The following is a 17,528-nucleotide window of genomic DNA, read 5'->3' as shown; positions in this document are numbered from 1 at the left end:
ATAGTTTTGTAGCTTATATTCATAATTTCTCTATAATTAGAGTGTTATAGTATATAGAACGTAAAGCATCGATAACATAATTAGGTTTTTATTTAGGTGCCTGGCAAAGGCTTTAATGAAAATTGAACATTTATCAGGCGATTATTTATAAAAATTTATTCATATTGGTTTATTAAGAATGCAACTATTTTGCCTAAAATTCTTTTCAGCCTTTACTCTATTTATTTCACTCACTAGTTGCTCGTCATCGACAACAGTAACAAAATTTCCATCAGCCAAAACGGCATCATCTTCGCCAACAGCGTTGGAAATTCTAAATCGTCATCAACCCACTACTGAAAAAACGACTGATTTAGTCGATCGTTTTGCTAGCCAAATTTTTACTGAAACAAATCCACAAGGGATGGCAATCGTGGTTATCGACAATGATCAGATAGTCACCCGTTATTATGGTGAAACGGCTCCAGGTAGCCGAAAAACCCCTGGCCCTGATTCATTGATCCGCATTGCTTCATTAACAAAATTAATGACCAGTGAAGTGATGATCAAATTAGAAGCGGATAAAAAATTACGCATTACTGATCCACTACAAAACTATAGCTATTTCGGTACTCATATCCCTATTTATAATGGCAAAGAACCAATTCGCTTATATCACCTGGCTAGTCATACCAGCGGTTTACCCAGGGAACAACCTGGCGGTAAAATCGGGCGAACGGTATTTGTTTGGCCAACCCAGACAAATCGTTGGGCATGGTTGAAAAAAGCAAAAATGAAGTGTTTACCTGGAACGAAAGCCGCCTATTCTAATCTGGCTTATGATCTACTAGCAGATGCTTTGGCAAAAGCAGCAGGAAAATCTTATAAACAACTTTTTGCCGAAAAAATAACCCTACCAAGCGAAATGTATGATACAACTTTTACCCCAACTACCCATCAATGTTCTCGCCTAATGGTCGGTTATAAATCCAGTCCATGTATTAGTACGTTAGCTGCCGCCGGCAGTGGAGGTGTTTATTCTACACCAGCTGATATGCAAAGATGGATGCAACAATTTCTGTCAACCCATCCCCAAGTTAGTAAAACAACCGCTCAACGTGAACAAGCGATCTATTTTGCTCGCGATATGCTTACCGACATAAAAGGGATGGACGTCGCTGGGCATGCCGATGGTATTGGCCTTGGATGGGTTTATATGAATCCACGAGATGGCATTCCCGGCATTTATCAAAAAACCGGTGGCGGTGGGGGTTTTAATACCTATATGACCATGATCCCACAACAACGTATCGGTATCTTTGCGGTGATTTCACGCAAAAAAGGCAGTAAATTTAGTCGCTTAACCCAAGGAATCAATGATTTAACCGCGGCACTTACCATCAACCACAATAATGATACTTTTCAGCCAACCAAACAAGATTTTGCGGTAAATCTGGTTAAAAAACTGCTAGAAAGCCCTGATCATGGTTAAGCCAAATAATAGGCAATAAATTTTTTTATCAGCATGGTAACGGATTAATAATAGAGCTAACCATACTGTAAAAGCGCATTATTGACGCCGCATTAATAATAAAATGCTAAATCCAAGAAATAGTACACTGGGTAACATTGCAGCGATTATTGGCGGAACACCATAGACTAAACCTAAATTACCAAAACCCTCATTGAGCAGATAAAAAATAAATCCGCCAGAAATACCGATCAATACTCTTACCCCCATTGCCACACTTCGCAGCGGCCCAAAAATAAATGATAGGGCCATTAACATCATGACGGCGACAGAAAGCGGTGATAGAATTTTCTTCCACATACTTAATTGATAGACTGACGCTTCTTGCCCACTCTCCTTAAGATATTTAACGTATTTATAAAGACCTCGTATTGGTAGCGAATCCGGTTCCAGAGAAACCACGCCCAATTTTTCTGGGTTTAGATTGATTTTCCAATCCATCAATAAACTCTGTGAGCCAGTAATATCCTTTTCATTGTTAATCAATGACTTATCTACTTGTGACAATTGCCATTGATGAGTATCAGTGTTATAGCGGCCTGAAGCAGCAAAAATAACCGCTTGCAGTTTCTTCTGTGCATCAAATTGATAGATGGAAACTTCTTTTATTTCATTTTTACCGATAACACGCTGAATATGAATAAAATCATTACCATCTTTAGCCCATAAACCACGATCTGTTACCATTAACGATCGACCAACAATTTTTTCCGCCCGATAGTTACGCGCCCACTGCTCTGCTGCAGGAGCAACCCATTCCCCAATAACCATCGTTAGGATCACTAAAGGGATCGCAGTCTTCATCACTGACATCGCAACCTGTAGGCGAGAAAAACCAGCAGCCTGCATCACCACCAATTCACTACGGGTTGCTAGAGTTCCCAAACCAAGTAATGCGCCTAACAGTGCCGCCATTGGAAAAAAGACTTCAATATCTCTGGGAACGGTTAATAAAGTAAAAATCCCTGCACTCCAGGTGGTATACTCACCATCACCCACTTTTCTTAATTGCTCAACAAATTTAATAATGCCCGATAATGAAATCAACATAAAAAGGGTCATTAGGATTGAAGAGAGAATAGTACGCCCAATATATTTATCTAATACACCAAACATTAGGCGGCTCCTTGATAGAACTTAGCACGTAGCCGACGCATCCAAACGGTATCCCAAATATTCAATATAAGCGCTAATAGCAGAAAAGCCGCATTAACTAACCACATTGTTATCGTAGGATCAATTTCACCTTTTTCTGCATTGGAGTGCAAAGTACTTTGTAATAGAAAGAAAATTAAATAAAGCAACATGGCCGGTAACATACTTAACACTCGACCCTGCCTGGGGTTAACTTCACTCAATGGCACAACCATCAAGGCCATAATCAGTACTGCCACCACCAATGTTAAACGCCAGTGAAATTCCGCTTTTGATTCAGCATCTGTGGCATGCCACAATTGCAACATATCCTTTTGCTCGATTTTATCGCCTGTAGCTGCCGTTTCTTTATGATCGATCACCGCCTGATAATCCTTAAAATCCGTTATGCGAAAATCGCGTAATAACGCAGTGCCTTCGTAGCGGGTTCCTTTGTCTAATACCACAATTTGATTACCGTTTTGATCCTCGCGGATACGGCCACTTTCGGCAATCACTACCGAAGGGCGTTGATTATTAACCGGACGTAATTGCGCCATAAAGACATCAGTAAAATTCTTGCCTTTTACCTCACTGATATAAAGAACAATATTTTGATCCTTGGTTGTTTTGAATCGCCCCTCAACCATATGAGTTAAACCAGGATTGGCTTGCGCATCCGCTAAAGCTTGTTCTTGATATTTTGCTGACCAGGGTAACATCCATGCTACATTGACTGCCGCAATCAGAGCGGTAAATAATGCCAGAATTAAGGCCGCTATTACTAATACCTTTTTACCCAAGCCACAGGCATGCATAACAGTAATTTCACTATCGATATAGAGTTTACTGTAAGTCATTAACAGTCCAAGAAACAGACTTAATGGCAAAATCAATTGTGCCATTTCAGGGATACCAAGCCCCAACAGAGGAAAAACTAAATCGGAAGGAATATTTCCCTGAACCGCTGAACTTAATATATTGATTGTTTTTTGACTAAAAAAAATTAAAATCAGGATAAAAAGTATTGCAACTTGACTTTTCAGCGTTTCCTTAACTAAATATCGAATTATAATCACACTAATTACACCTGTGGAAAACTTGTTTTTTGCAGCAAAATAGCTAACTTCATCGTATAGTTACAGTTACGTACAATATTTTGGTTTTCTTAATCGTTACAATGTATCATGATGATAAATGTAGCATTAACTATTGGAACACCAAACAGAATATGCTAAATCGTTATCTATTACTATCCGTAAACCATTGGGTTAGTTTAACATAAAGCAGCTATTTCATAAGGTAAATTTATACTGTTCGTTAATTTTAGCGATAGTATCAATCTTTGTCTTTAAAATTCAGGAGAATGCATGGAGTTTAGTGTAAAAAGCGGTAGCCCAGAGAAACAGCGTAGCGCCTGTATTATTGTTGGGGTATTTGAACCTCGCCGCTTATCCCCTATAGCCGAACAACTGGATACTATCAGTGACGGCTATATCAGTGCCTTACTACGCCGCGGAGAACTGGAAGGTAAAGTTGGCCAAACGCTATTACTGCACCATGTTCCTAATATATTATCTGAACGTATTCTGTTAGTTGGATGCGGTAAAGAACGTGAACTCGATGAGCGTCAATATAAACAGATTATCCAAAAAACAATTAATACCTTAAATGAAACCGGCTCAATGGAAGCTGTGTGCTTTCTAACAGAATTGCATGTAAAAAGCCGCAATAATTATTGGAAAGTTCGCCAAGCAGTGGAAACCGCCAAAGAAACGTTATATGTATTTAATCAACTCAAAAGTAATAAGAGCGAGCCACGACGACCCTTACGTAAAATCGTCTTTAATGTCCCAACACGCCGTGATTTAGCCAATGGCGAGCGCGCTATTTCACACGGCCTTGCTGTCTCAATAGGCATTAAGTCAGCAAAAGATCTGGCTAATATGCCGCCCAATATTTGCAATGCTGCCTATTTAGCTTCACAAGCTCGTCAGTTAGCTGACAATTATCAAAATCTTACCACCAAAGTAATTGGCGAAGAGCAGATGAAAGAGCTGGCAATGAATGCTTATTTAGCCGTTGGCCAAGGCTCACAAAATGAATCGCTAATGTCGATTATGGAATACAAAGGAAGCACCGATCCAGCGGCTAAACCGATTGTGTTAGTCGGTAAAGGATTAACTTTTGACTCTGGCGGGATTTCTATTAAACCATCCGATGGCATGGATGAAATGAAATATGATATGTGCGGAGCCGCAACTGTTTATGGCGTTATGCGCTTTGTTGCTGAACTAAAACTGCCGATTAACGTTATTGCCGTATTAGCGGGTTGTGAAAATATGCCGAGCGGTAAAGCTTATCGACCCGGTGATATTTTAACTACCATGTCAGGACAGACAGTAGAAGTCCTCAATACCGATGCGGAAGGAAGATTAGTTCTTTGTGACACACTAACTTATATAGAACGTTTTGATCCTGATGTGGTAATTGATGTTGCAACTTTAACCGGAGCCTGTATTATTGCACTTGGTAATCATTATAGTGGATTAATGTCAAATCATAATCCTTTAGCCCATGAATTACTTAGCGCCGCTAAGCAAACAGGCGATAAAGCATGGCAACTACCTCTGGCAGAAGAATTCTATGAGCAGTTAGAATCAAACTTTGCTGATCTTGCGAATATAGGAGGCCGTTCGGGTGGTGCAATTACCGCTGGCTGTTTCCTAGAGCGTTTTGCCACTAAATATCACTGGGCACATTTAGATATTGCAGGAACAGCTTGGCAATCTGGAAAAACAAAAGGAGCAACAGGCCGCCCTGTAGCATTACTTGCTCAATTTCTGTTAAATCGTGCTTATATAAACTGTGACGAAAAATCGCACCAGTGAATTTAATAATAGGGTATTGTAAGCAATACCCTTTTCCCATAACCGTAATGCGATGAAAAAAGCAACTTTCTATTTAATAGAGCAGCTATCTTCACAAGCAGAACTTGAAAGTCATGAATGGTTAGCCTGTCAGCTAGCAGCAGAAAACTGGCGGATGGGTAAACGTGTTTTAATTGCTTGTGAGGATCAAATACAAGCCGAAAAATTGGATGAAATACTTTGGCAAAGAGAACCTTATCAATTTGTCCCACATAATTTAGCCGGTGAAGGCCCTCGCTATGGCGCACCTGTTGAGCTTTGTTGGCCAACAAAACGGGGTAGCTCAGCAAGAGATATATTGATAAATCTACAATCAACATTTGCAGACTTTGCCACAACATTCCATGAAGTGATAGACTTTGTACCTACTGATGAACATTTGAAACAGTTGGCGCGTGAACGATACAAAACTTATCGCAACATGGGGTTTAATTTGATCATGGCAGCACCACCAACAACTTAATAAATAACGAAGCAAGATGGAAAAGAAACCCGCAAATCAAACTCAGTCTGAGCCATCGCTCGACAAAACTTATCAGCCAGCGGCAATTGAACAACCTTTATATGCACACTGGGAAAAGAATGGCTATTTTGCACCGCACGGTGATAACAGCAAACAGAGTTTTTGTATCGTGATCCCTCCACCAAATGTGACCGGTAACCTGCATATGGGGCATGCTTTTCAGCAAACAATCATGGACACCTTAATTCGCTACCAGCGCATGCAAGGAAAAAACACGCTTTGGCAAAGCGGCACAGATCACGCGGGGATCGCCACTCAGATGGTTGTTGAGCGCAAAATTAGCGCTGAAGAGAATAAAACTCGCCACGATTATGGCAGAGAAGCGTTTATTGAAAAAATTTGGCAATGGAAAGCCGAATCAGGCGGTAATATTTCTCAGCAAATGCGACGATTGGGTGATTCTGTTGATTGGCAACGTGAACGCTTTACGATGGATAAAGGTCTCTCCAAAGCAGTAAAAGAAGCATTTATCCGACTCTATCAAGATGATCTTATTTATCGCGGTAAACGATTAGTCAACTGGGATCCTAAACTGCATACCGCTATTTCCGATTTAGAAGTTGAAAATCGAGAAGTTAACGGTTTTATGTGGCATTTACGTTATCCCCTTGCTGATGGTGTAAAAACCACAGAAGGCCAAGATTACCTAGTTGTTGCAACTACTCGACCTGAAACCATGCTTGGTGATACGGGTGTGGCGGTTAATCCCGCCGATCCACGCTATAAGAATTTAATTGGCAAACAAATTTTATTACCCTTAGTTAATCGTCGTATTCCTATCGTCGGTGATGAACACGCCGATATGGAAAAAGGCACTGGCTGTGTGAAGATCACACCAGCGCACGATTTTAACGACTATGAAGTGGGTAAACGTCACCAGTTGCCCATGATCAATATTTTCGATTTCAATGGACATATCCGTCAACAAGCTGAAGTATTCGACAGCACCGGCAACCCTAGCACGATTTATACAGCGACAATCCCTGCATCCTACCAGGGAATGGAACGTTTTGCTGCCCGTAAAGCGATAGTAAACGAATTAGAAAAACTCGGATTATTAGTCGCCATAAAACCGCATCAACTTACCGTTCCTTATGGCGATCGTGGCGGCGTTGTTATTGAGCCAATGCTGACTGATCAATGGTATGTTCGTACCCTACCATTAGCAAAACAAGCCATTGCTGCGGTAAAAGAGGGTCGTATTCAGTTTGTTCCTAAACAGTATGAAAATATGTATTTTTCCTGGATGCAGGATATCCAAGATTGGTGTATTTCACGCCAATTATGGTGGGGGCATAGAATACCCGCTTGGTATGATGAATCCGGTAATGTCTATGTCGGTCATGACGAAGACGAAGTGCGTCGAGAGAACAATCTCAGCGCTGATATTAGTTTACATCAGGATGAAGATGTATTAGATACTTGGTTCTCTTCTGGTCTTTGGACCTTCTCAACATTAGGTTGGCCAGAAAATAGCGAAGCGTTAAAAACGTTCCATCCAACAGATGTGTTGGTCAGTGGTTTTGATATTATCTTTTTCTGGATAGCCCGCATGATCATGCTGACAATGTATTTCATCAAAGATGAAAATGGTCAAGGGCAAATTCCTTTTAAAACCGTCTATATGACAGGCCTGATCCGTGATGAAGAAGGGCAAAAAATATCAAAATCCAAAGGCAATGTCATCGATCCGCTTGATATGATCGATGGTATCTCCTTGGAGGATCTAGTGACGAAACGGACGGGCAATATGATGCAGCCCCATTTAGCCGAAAAAATTGCTAAACGTACGCGCAAAGAATATCCACAGGGCATTAAAGCGCATGGTACCGACGCTTTACGCTTTACGCTGGCAGCATTAGCATCGACCGGGCGAGACATCAATTGGGATATGAAACGCCTGACTGGTTACCGCAATTTCTGTAATAAACTGTGGAATGCGAGTCGTTATGTCTTGATGAATACTGAAGGACAAGATTGTGGTCAGCAGGGTGGAGAAATGATTTTTTCGCTGGCTGATCGCTGGATCATGGCAGAATTTAACCAAACGGTAAAACTGTACCGTGAAGCACTGGATTCTTATCGCTTTGATATCGCCGCCAATATTTTGTATGAATTTACCTGGAACCAATTTTGCGATTGGTATTTAGAACTGTCTAAACCCGCGATTCATAAGGGAAATGAAGCAGAAATTCGTGCAACACGTTATACCTTGATTGAAATACTGGAAAGCTTATTACGACTGGCACATCCTATTATTCCATTTATTACCGAGACCATTTGGCAACGGGTGAAAGTGGTTAAGGGCATCCAACAAGACACCATCATGTTACAGCCTTTTCCAATCTTTGCAGCCGACAAGGTTGATGAAGCAGCACGCCATGATTTGGAATGGATCAAAGAACTCATTATCGCTATACGAAACATTCGGGCAGAAATGAATATTTCACCCGCTAAGTCATTAGATCTGCTATTACGCGGCACTAACCATGCAACAAAACGACGTGTGACAGAAAATCTGAATTTTATTCAAGCGATGGCTCGTCTTAGCGCTATTACTGTTTTGGATGAACTGCAACCAACCCCCCTTGCTGTGACTAAACTGATAGATGGCGCTGAAGTGTTGATCCCAATGGCAGATTTAGTCGATAAAGATGCCGAATTAGCGCGGCTAGATAAAGAGCTGCATAAATTGACCAAAGAGATAGCAGCAATTGAAAACAAATTAGCTAATGATAGCTTTGTCAGCCGAGCACCTGCTGCTGTTGTTGAAAAAGAGCGTGAACGCCTAGCGGTTCATTTAGCAGCAAAACAAAAACTGACTAATCAAAAAGTCACTATTAGCTCACTTTGAATAAGCAACAGCACTGCTATTTTGTGCAGCAGTGCTGTTGACTCACAAACTTACTCTAACCAGTATTTACTCAGCTTAATCCGCTTTATCAACTGATTGATAATCGCGGTTCTTTTCATTCTAAAAATATGATTCTAATGTAATGCCTTAGGTTCTACGGGCTTTTCTTCCGCATCATCATAATTAGGGTCTTCAAAGAATGTCCCCCAACCATCGTAGTTAATGCCAATTTTTTCCGTTAACACCATCAATTGCACAACTTGCTTATTAATTAATTCTGCATCAAGCGCACTATCCCGATAGACATCACAACACATCAATACCGTACCATCTTCAATTTCTAGCTCTTCAGCATCGTGTACTTCATAACCTAATTTAAATGCCACTATTGCCGCTTTTTCCAATAATTTAAAATCTTTGGCCGAAAAGTGATGTTCTATTTCATACAGAGCATTCGGATCACTACCATCTTCCAATAATTCTTCAATAATTGAATGTGTTTCTGCTCGCTGCTCTGCGACTGCTTTTTTTTCTAGTAACAAATTTTCTGTGGAAATTTGCTGTTCTGATAAGGCTTTTTTAAACGACATCAACTCTTCAGCTGAAAGGTAATGCTCTATTTCATAAAACACATTAGGATCACTGCTATCCGTCGCTACATTTTCAACATCCAAACGGGTATCTTCCTGCTGCTCTCCTAGTACTTTTTTATTAACCATGTCGCGCTCCCTCTGTATTAATATGACAGTAACTTTTGCATTCTCCCATAGCCAACGAAGGAGAGCTACTATTACAACAAAGAAATTTATATCCGGATTGATTTGGATTTTTTATGATCATGCTTTGAATATGACTTAAATATAAAAAAATGAATAAAATTACAGAGTTATGTTTAATCAATAGTAACCTGTTTATAATTATTTGAGTGAATATCTCCAAAAAAAGGTTGATTAATAAAATTGTTTCTGATGAATAAATAACCGAAAACAAGCCATAAACCAAATTATTAACAACTAAGCATTATTAGCTAATTTTGCCAAAATATGCCTCAATACGATTAGCAAAAATTATTTTGTTTGGCTGCAAAAAATTTCATCTGAATTCAATGCATTATATTTTTAAAAAATTTTATCAATTTTCTTTCCGCGATCACTTGCTATACTGACAGAGCGGCGTATAATGCGCCAAAATTTTTGTGGGAGAAAAAATGCATAACCAATGCTTAAAAGAATTAATATATGCATTGCTGCCAATGGGCTATTTAGTTATTGCATTTCCTCCTCGGCCAACCCTATTTATTCAAGCCCCTCAATGAGGGGCTTTTTTTTGGCATAACAATTAGACATGGCATAAAGAAAGGAGGAACAACACGATGGTTAATCCGTTGTATCTTCGAGACATAATCTCGATAAATGATTTAAAACGTGAAGATCTACTCGCTGTACTTGAAGTTGCTAGGTCACTAAAACATTACCCCCAACCGGAGCTACTAAAACATAAAGTGATTGCCAGTTGTTTCTTTGAAGCCTCCACCCGTACACGCCTTTCTTTCGAAACCGCTATTCACCGCTTAGGGGCTTCTGTGGTGGGGTTTTCCGATAGCAATAATACTTCGTTAGGAAAAAAAGGCGAAACCCTGGCAGATACGATATCGGTTATTAGCCAATATGTTGATGCCATTGTTATCCGCCATCCACAAGAAGGCGCATCACGTTTAGCAGCTCAGTTTGCAGGTAAAATCCCGGTCATCAACGCCGGTGATGGAGCCAATCAACATCCTACACAGACACTACTCGATCTGTTCACCATTCAAGAGAGCCAAGGCAGTTTAAATAATTTACATATTGCGATGGTTGGCGATCTGAAATATGGCCGAACCGTTCATTCATTAACCCAAGCATTATCGAAATTTGACAATAATCATTTCTATTTTATTGCGCCGGAAGCTTTAGCCATGCCAGCCCATATCCTACATCTGTTAGAAGAAAAAGGGATAACTTATAGCTTACATGACAACATAGAAGCGGCGTTGCCAAAACTGGACATTCTGTATATAACACGAGTGCAAAAAGAGCGTTTAGATCCTTCGGAATATGCCAATGTTAAAGCCCAATTTATTTTAACCAGTCATGAACTAACCAGCGCTAAACCTGGCATGAAAGTTTTACATCCTTTACCACGTATTGATGAAATTACCACTGATGTTGATAAAACATCTCATGCTTACTATTTTCAGCAAGCGGGTAATGGTATCTATGCACGACAAGCACTTTTAGCGTTGATACTAAACAAAACTATTAATTTCTGAGGCATTCTATTATGGCAAATAACCACAAATTACAAGTGGAAGCAATTAGCTGTGGCACTGTTATCGACCATATTCCTGCCCAAATGGGTTTTAAGTTACTTTCACTGTTTAAATTAACGCAAACGGATCAGCGTATTACTATTGGTTTAAATTTACCTTCTAATCACTTAGGTAAAAAAGATTTGATTAAAATTGAAAATACCTTTCTCACACCTGAACAAGCAAACGAACTGGCTATGTATGCTCCCCATGCAACTGTTAATTGTATTAAAGACTATAAAGTGGAAAAAAAACTATCAATTAGTTTACCTGAACAAATTGATGCGGTTTTGATCTGCCCTAACAGTAATTGCATTAGCCATAATGAGCCCGTTAGTAGCAGTTTTAACGTTAAACAGCTGCATAATGAAGTCATTCTGACATGCAAATATTGTGAAAAAACCTTTGATCGACATGCGGTAATTAATAATATGTAATGCGGTATTATATAACACCCATTCATGTCGACCACTAAGATAGTGGTGCTAGTAAATTGATGATCAACTTTTAGACTACAAGGTAAAGAACAACTTATGTCCTACGAAATTAAAACTGAAAACGCGCCAGCAGCTATCGGCCCTTATGTACAAGGTGTTGATCTTGGCAACATAATTATTACATCCGGCCAAATTCCAGTTGATCCGAAAACCGGTGAAATAGCGGCGGACATAATTGCTCAAACAACGCAATCTCTGGAAAACATTCAGGCTATTGTAGAAAAAGCAGGGCTCAATGTAGCTAATATTGTTAAAACTACCGTTTTTGTTAAAGATCTGAATGATTTTGCGAGTGTAAATGCGACTTATGAAGCTTTTTTTAACAAACATAATGCGCCTTATCCTGCTCGTTCTTGCGTCGAAGTTGCTCGCTTACCCAAAGATGTTTGCATAGAAATTGAAGCGATAGCTATTCGCAAATAAATTTCACTCACTTTGGTATTATGGCTAATGAAACTTAGTGATTGCTAGGGAGTTAACCATTTACTTAACGAAAATCTTTATAGAAACTTTTTCTATAAAGATTTTTAAATAATTAGCTACGTAAACCTCGCTGTTGTTATTAACATTTAGCTAAAAAACAAACAACATCCAATTTCTTTGTTTTAGATCAATAAAAGTCCTGCTAAATAAACCTCAGATACTATATATTGTGCTTTAATATATAGTAAAGCACTATATATAGAATTTATAGACAGGTCTATCCACAAATTAATACTGCATTATTTATTGTGATTAAATTGTGGATAACTATTGGAGGAGCCTATTGTGAAAACAGTAGTTATTAAACGCGATGGTTGTCAGGTTCTTTTTGATAAAAATCGGATCAAAGAAGCCGTCATGCGTGCAGCCACTGGGATTTGCGATGATCAATATTGTGCAGTTGTCGCCTCAGTCGTCGAACAACAATTAGGCAACCGCCAAACCGTTGATATTCATGAAATCCAAGATGCGGTTGAAAATCAACTGATGGCCGGTCGTTATAAAGATCTGGCCAGAAATTACATTGCATATCGCCATGAACGGGATATTGCCAGAGAACAACGTAGTCGCCTCACTCACGAAATTCGCGGCTTGATTGAGCAAAGTAATGTTTCATTACTCAATGAGAATGCAAATAAAGACAGTAAGGTTATTCCCACTCAACGCGATTTATTAGCCGGCATTGTTGCTAAGCATTATGCAAAACAACATATTTTACCGCGTGATGTTGTTATCGCACATGAACGTGGTGAAATTCACTATCATGATCTTGATTACTCACCTTTTTTTCCAATGTTTAACTGTATGCTAATCGATTTGCAAGGGATGTTAACCAAAGGTTTTAAAATGGGTAATGCTGAAATCGAGCCACCAAAATCGATTTCAACCGCTACCGCCGTGACGGCACAAATTATTGCCCAAGTGGCCAGTCATATTTATGGCGGTACAACCATTAATCGTATCGATGAAGTACTGGCGCCATTTGTTGAAGCGAGCTATAAAAAACACTTAAAAATTGCCAAAGAATGGCAAATTGCCGACCAATTGGACTACGCTGAGAGCAGAACAGAAAAAGAGTGTTATGACGCTTTTCAATCACTGGAATATGAAGTCAACACACTGCACACCGCAAATGGACAAACCCCTTTTGTTACTTTTGGCTTTGGCTTAGGAACTTCAAAAGAGTCGCGATTGATCCAAAAATCGATCTTACAAAATCGTTTAGCTGGACTCGGTAAAAATCGTAAAACCGCGGTATTTCCAAAATTAGTTTTTGCTATCCGTAAGGGGATCAATCACCAATACGGCGATCCAAATTACGATATTAAACAACTGGCACTAGAGTGTGCCAGTAAACGGATGTACCCAGATATTCTTAACTATGATCAAGTGGTCAATGTTACAGGCTCCTTCAAAACACCAATGGGTTGTCGTAGTTTTTTAGGCGTTTATGAAGAGCAAGGGCAAGCTATCCATGAAGGACGTAATAATCTTGGTGTGATCAGTATTAACTTGCCTCGAATAGCCATTGAGGCTAAAAGTAACGAACAGCAATTTTACCAAATCCTAGATAGCAGATTGGCAATTACCAAAAAAGCGCTGATGACGCGTATCGCCAGACTAGAAAATGTCAAAGCGCGTGTCGCCCCTATTCTCTATATGGAGGGTGCCTGTGGCGTTCGTTTACAAGCGGAAGACAATATTGCTGAAATATTTAAACGTGGTCGTGCATCGATTTCTTTAGGTTATATCGGTCTGCATGAAACAATCAATGCACTTTATGGCACGCAAAAACACGTTTTTGATGATGAGACTCTGCGGCAAAAAGCCTATCAGATCATTAAACAACTGCGTACAGCGACAGATCGCTGGAAAGCTGAGACTGGTTATGGATTTAGCTTATATAGTACTCCCAGTGAAAATTTATGTGACCGATTTTGTCGCTTAGATGTGGCTGAATTTGGCTTAATCGAGGGTGTTACTGATAAAGGATACTATACCAATAGTTTTCATCTGGATGTTGAAAAACAGGTCAATCCTTACGATAAAATTGACTTTGAAGCACCTTACCCGGCTTTAGCAAGTGGTGGCTTTATCTGCTACGGTGAATATCCAAATTTACAACATAACTTGAAAGCATTAGAAGATGTCTGGGATTATAGCTATCATCATATCCCCTATTATGGTACCAATACCCCAATTGACGAATGTTATGAATGTGGGTTTGCCGGCGAATTCGCTTGTACCAGTAAAGGATTTGTCTGCCCATCTTGCGATAATCATGATCCAACCCGCGTTTCGGTTATTCGCCGTGTTTGTGGTTATCTGGGCAGCCCCGATGCCAGACCCTTCAATAGCGGTAAACAAGAAGAAGTTAAACGACGCGTTAAACATATGAAAAATGGTCAACTTGGATAACATTATGAATTATCATCGATATTACCCGGTTGATGTGGTTAATGGCACAGGAACACGTTGTACGTTATTTGTCGCGGGTTGTCTCCATCAATGTAAAGGTTGTTACAATAAAAGCACCTGGAAAATTGACTCTGGTAAACCGTTTACCCAAGTAATAGAAAATCAAATTATCACTGATCTACAAGACCAAAGGATCGTCCGTCAGGGACTTTCCCTTTCTGGCGGCGACCCGTTGCATCCACAAAATGTAGCAGCAATTTTACAGTTGGTTAAACGCATCAAACTTGAATGCCCCGATAAAGATATTTGGCTGTGGACCGGTTATACCCTTGACCAATTAACCGCCAATCAACGCGCCGTCGTTAACTATCTTGATGTAATAGTTGATGGGAAATTTATTCAAGCGCTTCATGAACCCAATCTATTATGGCGAGGTAGTCATAACCAAGTGATCCATAAATTAGCTTAACTGTCACGATGCCAAATCAGTTTGGTGCCAAAACCTAGCTTATTATTGACCATTTTGATCTGTTGTAAAGATAATTGCCAGATAGGGATACTGGCCGCCATAGCGACCGGAAAGCGCCGATGATAATTTTGCCGAGCTTGCTGTTCTTGTTTGCCAGTCAGGGAATGGACTTTACCAGTAAATTGTATCCCTTGGATCTTGGCTACTGCTTTGCTTTGACAACAAATAGTGCCAGCGACAATCGGGTTTTTAAGCATCAATTGGCCATGGCGAGTAGTGGTTTCGGTCAGAAAATATAACGACATCGTTTGGGCGTTAAAAGTATAAAAACAGATGGCCGGCCAACTATCGGATTGAAAAGAGGTAAATAGCGAAAAAACATGCTGACGTGAAAGGTATTGTTGCATAATAGCCAATGAGGGTTGAGCAGCAAACATAGTGGATAATCTCTCTCCTTAAGTAAAAACACGCTGAAAAATAATTCTTCAGCGTGTTTTTATCAAAAATCAAAGCTGCCATCATCCGATAATTTATACTACCAATTATCTATAAACTGGCGCAGTAACTTGACTGTTACCATAGATTCTAGCATTAGCTTGTACTTTATTTTGTGTATAAGCTAAAAAGGTAACATGATAACTAGTTGCCCCTTCTTTGGCAGCTTTTTCAGCTAACTGTTCAACGGCACTAGTAGGCGTTTCTCCCGTAACTACAGAGACAATTCCCATTGGTTGTTGAGCAGGGAATTCTACTACTTCTTTTGCCTGATCAGCCATTGCACCAAATGACAACGCACCTAAAACCAAAATTAAAGCAACTGGTAATTTTTTCATCATAAACTCCTTAATTGATTATTATCATTCAGAAATATTATTGGTTATTCCTGTGATATAGATCATAGTATAGGCACTAGTTAAAATTTTGGATTAGTTTTTTTTGTTGCTGTCTTTCAAAAAAAATGAATAACATATAAAAATAATTGTTTTAACTTGGTTAAAATAGCGTTTACACACCTTATAGGACTTATTGTCACGACAAAATCGGTATAGAAAAATAACTTATTTTTTCTGTTAAATTAACTAAAAATCTAATTGAATCAACATAATATGACGAAAAAGCCTTGGTCAATTTATCTGATCAGAAATGGACAAAATGCGCTTTATACTGGCATCAGCACGGATATCGCGCGCCGCTTGCAACAACATCATTTAGGCAAAGGCGCTAAAGCGTTAAGAGGTAAATCGCCTCTTTTATTAGTATACCAATGCCAACTAGATAGCCATTCAGACGCATTGTCGTTAGAATATCAAATAAAACAATTGTCCAAAGTACAAAAAGAGCAACTTGTCGCAGACCAACCTTTAGATCTGGCTGGCTATCTTGCTAAATTAGCAATCATCAAAATAAGATGAAAAATTAACTCGTCCTGCATAATCGGCTAAATTACCATTCTCTAACGCATAAACTTGAAAATAGGCTTCCATTCCAGACCATTTACATGTAAGTCCATGCTGCTGAGCCAGCGTAAAACCAAAACGACGGTAATAATTCGGATCACCAACCACCACTACCGCTTTATAACCAAATTCGTTTAGACTATCTAAGCCGTCATAAACCAATTTTGCGCCAATACCTTGTCGCTGATAAGCGCTAGCAACAGCTAATGGTGCTAATCCCACCCATTGACATTCCTTATCACCGTTGACATCGACTAAGGTAAAGCCGATATAACCAATAATTTGTCCTTTATCATCAGTCGCCACCATTTCCAATACAAATAAACCGTCCTGACGCAATTTTTGCACTAAATCAGCCTCAGCACCGGTGGGAAATGATTGGCGTAATAATTGATCAATGCCTGGCGCATCAACAGGAATTTCAACGCGAATTAGCATGATAATGCACGCTCTTTATAATCAATATTTTCATTTTGGACTAGTTTAATCAAATCAGCGAATTGCAATAAACCAAAGCGTAAAATGGCAGGCATGGTCTCTAATTCAAAGGCACCCAATAGATTTTTTACATATAGACGAACGTAGCACGCTACGCGTGAGCGGCGCAGCGGTGCTGCTTCGGGGATGTTAATGAGTTGAGTACTGTTTTATACTCTGCAGTAGGTTAATTTTTTTCAGGGATTCATCTCGATGGCTCGCAATAAATCTCCCAGAAAGCGTAAACCGGTTAAATCAGGCAGGCTGCCCGTCACTTCACGTGCCACAGCGCCTGTTTATCCGAAACGTTTTATGATCTCTCTCCCACCCGAAAATGATGATGACAGACCGCCTGAATTTTTTTATGACACCCTAAAAGAAGCCATACGCCACTGCGTCCGACTCGGCCCCCAATTTTTTCTCGACACG

The 17,528-nt window shown here is 39.7% G+C and carries 16 protein-coding genes and 1 pseudogene; 11 read left to right on the top strand and 6 right to left on the bottom strand.

The features are described from left to right. Positions 1-178: 178 nt before the first annotated feature. The gene (gene ampH, locus G468_RS20085; RefSeq protein ID WP_071846862.1) at positions 179-1,471 is read left to right on the top strand and encodes a D-alanyl-D-alanine-carboxypeptidase/endopeptidase AmpH; all 1,293 of its coding nucleotides are present in this window, start codon (positions 179-181) and stop codon (positions 1,469-1,471) included. 78 nt (positions 1,472-1,549) lie between these two features. Here the strand turns inward: ampH and lptG are convergent, their stop codons facing one another. Further along, positions 1,550-2,626, bottom strand: a complete 1,077-nt coding sequence (gene lptG / locus G468_RS0107550) for an LPS export ABC transporter permease LptG (RefSeq protein ID WP_026822614.1) — start codon at positions 2,624-2,626, stop codon at positions 1,550-1,552. After that, the gene (gene lptF / locus G468_RS0107545) at positions 2,626-3,723 is read right to left on the bottom strand and encodes an LPS export ABC transporter permease LptF (protein WP_026822613.1); all 1,098 of its coding nucleotides are present in this window, start codon (positions 3,721-3,723) and stop codon (positions 2,626-2,628) included. Before lptF ends, lptG begins: the two co-directional genes overlap by 1 nt. A gap of 291 nt (positions 3,724-4,014) precedes the next feature. Here lptF and pepA point away from each other — a divergent pair, with 291 nt between their 5' ends. From pepA to G468_RS0107530, 3 genes are read left to right on the top strand one after another with little or no spacing between them, the layout of a single operon-like run. Further along, the gene (gene pepA, locus G468_RS0107540) at positions 4,015-5,535 is read left to right on the top strand and encodes a leucyl aminopeptidase (RefSeq protein ID WP_026822612.1); all 1,521 of its coding nucleotides are present in this window, start codon (positions 4,015-4,017) and stop codon (positions 5,533-5,535) included. 52 nt (positions 5,536-5,587) lie between these two features. Continuing rightward, positions 5,588-6,037, top strand: a complete 450-nt coding sequence (locus tag G468_RS0107535) for a DNA polymerase III subunit chi (protein ID WP_026822611.1) — start codon at positions 5,588-5,590, stop codon at positions 6,035-6,037. A 16-nt stretch (positions 6,038-6,053) separates the two neighbouring features. Then, a complete protein-coding gene (locus G468_RS0107530) occupies positions 6,054-8,951 on the top strand; it encodes a valine--tRNA ligase (RefSeq protein WP_034249507.1) in 2,898 nt (965 codons plus the stop codon). A gap of 134 nt (positions 8,952-9,085) precedes the next feature. Here the strand turns inward: G468_RS0107530 and rraB are convergent, their stop codons facing one another. Further along, complete coding sequence (gene rraB, locus G468_RS0107525; protein ID WP_051296995.1) at positions 9,086-9,541, bottom strand: ribonuclease E inhibitor RraB; 456 nt, start codon at positions 9,539-9,541, stop codon at positions 9,086-9,088. Between the two features lie 782 nt (positions 9,542-10,323). Between rraB and pyrB the strand changes: the two genes are divergently transcribed. From pyrB to nrdG, 5 genes are all read left to right on the top strand, one after another. After that, complete coding sequence (gene pyrB / locus G468_RS0107515) at positions 10,324-11,259, top strand: aspartate carbamoyltransferase (protein ID WP_026822608.1); 936 nt, start codon at positions 10,324-10,326, stop codon at positions 11,257-11,259. Between the two features lie 11 nt (positions 11,260-11,270). Beyond that, a complete protein-coding gene (gene pyrI / locus G468_RS0107510) occupies positions 11,271-11,735 on the top strand; it encodes an aspartate carbamoyltransferase regulatory subunit (RefSeq protein WP_026822607.1) in 465 nt (154 codons plus the stop codon). 96 nt (positions 11,736-11,831) lie between these two features. Further along, positions 11,832-12,218, top strand: coding sequence for a RidA family protein (locus G468_RS0107505; RefSeq protein WP_026822606.1), 387 nt, complete (start codon positions 11,832-11,834; stop codon positions 12,216-12,218). Positions 12,219-12,563: 345 nt separating this feature from the next. Next, positions 12,564-14,696, top strand: coding sequence for an anaerobic ribonucleoside-triphosphate reductase (gene nrdD, locus G468_RS0107500; protein WP_026822605.1), 2,133 nt, complete (start codon positions 12,564-12,566; stop codon positions 14,694-14,696). A 4-nt stretch (positions 14,697-14,700) separates the two neighbouring features. Continuing rightward, a complete protein-coding gene (gene nrdG / locus G468_RS0107495; protein WP_026822604.1) occupies positions 14,701-15,165 on the top strand; it encodes an anaerobic ribonucleoside-triphosphate reductase-activating protein in 465 nt (154 codons plus the stop codon). Here the strand turns inward: nrdG and G468_RS0107490 are convergent. Then, a complete protein-coding gene (locus G468_RS0107490; protein WP_026822603.1) occupies positions 15,162-15,602 on the bottom strand; it encodes a YhbP family protein in 441 nt (146 codons plus the stop codon). The genes nrdG and G468_RS0107490 overlap by 4 nt on opposite strands. 105 nt (positions 15,603-15,707) lie before the next feature. Beyond that, positions 15,708-15,998, bottom strand: coding sequence for a YdgH/BhsA/McbA family protein (locus G468_RS0107485; protein ID WP_026822602.1), 291 nt, complete (start codon positions 15,996-15,998; stop codon positions 15,708-15,710). A gap of 273 nt (positions 15,999-16,271) precedes the next feature. On the opposite strand from G468_RS0107485, the gene G468_RS0107480 reads away from it, so the two are divergent. Next, positions 16,272-16,577, top strand: a complete 306-nt coding sequence (locus G468_RS0107480) for a GIY-YIG nuclease family protein (protein WP_026822601.1) — start codon at positions 16,272-16,274, stop codon at positions 16,575-16,577. Here the strand turns inward: G468_RS0107480 and G468_RS0107475 are convergent. Beyond that, positions 16,554-17,060: a GNAT family N-acetyltransferase gene (locus G468_RS0107475; protein ID WP_026822600.1), complete on the bottom strand. Its 507-nt coding sequence runs from the start codon at positions 17,058-17,060 to the stop codon at positions 16,554-16,556. The genes G468_RS0107480 and G468_RS0107475 overlap by 24 nt on opposite strands. Positions 17,061-17,312: 252 nt before the next feature. Between G468_RS0107475 and G468_RS20075 the strand changes: the two are divergent. Next, positions 17,313-17,528: pseudogene (locus G468_RS20075) on the top strand (hypothetical protein); the annotation flags it as partial.

The sequence above is a fragment of the Arsenophonus nasoniae DSM 15247 genome (assembly GCF_000429565.1).
GTDB classification, from domain to species: Bacteria; Pseudomonadota; Gammaproteobacteria; order Enterobacterales; family Enterobacteriaceae; genus Arsenophonus; species Arsenophonus nasoniae.
Note: the sequence above shows the minus strand (reverse complement) of the source record. Positions and strands in the feature narration are given on the sequence as shown.

Bases quoted from the DNA above. Each gene is read 5' to 3' on its own strand.
- G468_RS0107485 (WP_026822602.1), bottom strand. From the start codon at position 15,998: ATGAAAAAATTACCAGTTGCTTTAATTTTGGTTTTAGGTGCGTTGTCA.
- G468_RS0107480 (WP_026822601.1), top strand. From the start codon at position 16,272: ATGACGAAAAAGCCTTGGTCAATTTATCTGATCAGAAATGGACAAAAT.
- nrdG (WP_026822604.1), top strand. From the start codon at position 14,701: ATGAATTATCATCGATATTACCCGGTTGATGTGGTTAATGGCACAGGA.
- G468_RS0107505 (WP_026822606.1), top strand. From the start codon at position 11,832: ATGTCCTACGAAATTAAAACTGAAAACGCGCCAGCAGCTATCGGCCCT.
- G468_RS0107490 (WP_026822603.1), bottom strand. From the start codon at position 15,602: ATGTTTGCTGCTCAACCCTCATTGGCTATTATGCAACAATACCTTTCA.
- pyrB (WP_026822608.1), top strand. From the start codon at position 10,324: ATGGTTAATCCGTTGTATCTTCGAGACATAATCTCGATAAATGATTTA.
- G468_RS0107535 (WP_026822611.1), top strand. From the start codon at position 5,588: ATGAAAAAAGCAACTTTCTATTTAATAGAGCAGCTATCTTCACAAGCA.
- G468_RS0107530 (WP_034249507.1), top strand. From the start codon at position 6,054: ATGGAAAAGAAACCCGCAAATCAAACTCAGTCTGAGCCATCGCTCGAC.
- pepA (WP_026822612.1), top strand. From the start codon at position 4,015: ATGGAGTTTAGTGTAAAAAGCGGTAGCCCAGAGAAACAGCGTAGCGCC.
- ampH (WP_071846862.1), top strand. From the start codon at position 179: ATGCAACTATTTTGCCTAAAATTCTTTTCAGCCTTTACTCTATTTATT.
- pyrI (WP_026822607.1), top strand. From the start codon at position 11,271: ATGGCAAATAACCACAAATTACAAGTGGAAGCAATTAGCTGTGGCACT.
- rraB (WP_051296995.1), bottom strand. From the start codon at position 9,541: ATGTCGTTTAAAAAAGCCTTATCAGAACAGCAAATTTCCACAGAAAAT.
- G468_RS0107475 (WP_026822600.1), bottom strand. From the start codon at position 17,060: ATGCTAATTCGCGTTGAAATTCCTGTTGATGCGCCAGGCATTGATCAA.
- lptG (WP_026822614.1), bottom strand. From the start codon at position 2,626: ATGTTTGGTGTATTAGATAAATATATTGGGCGTACTATTCTCTCTTCA.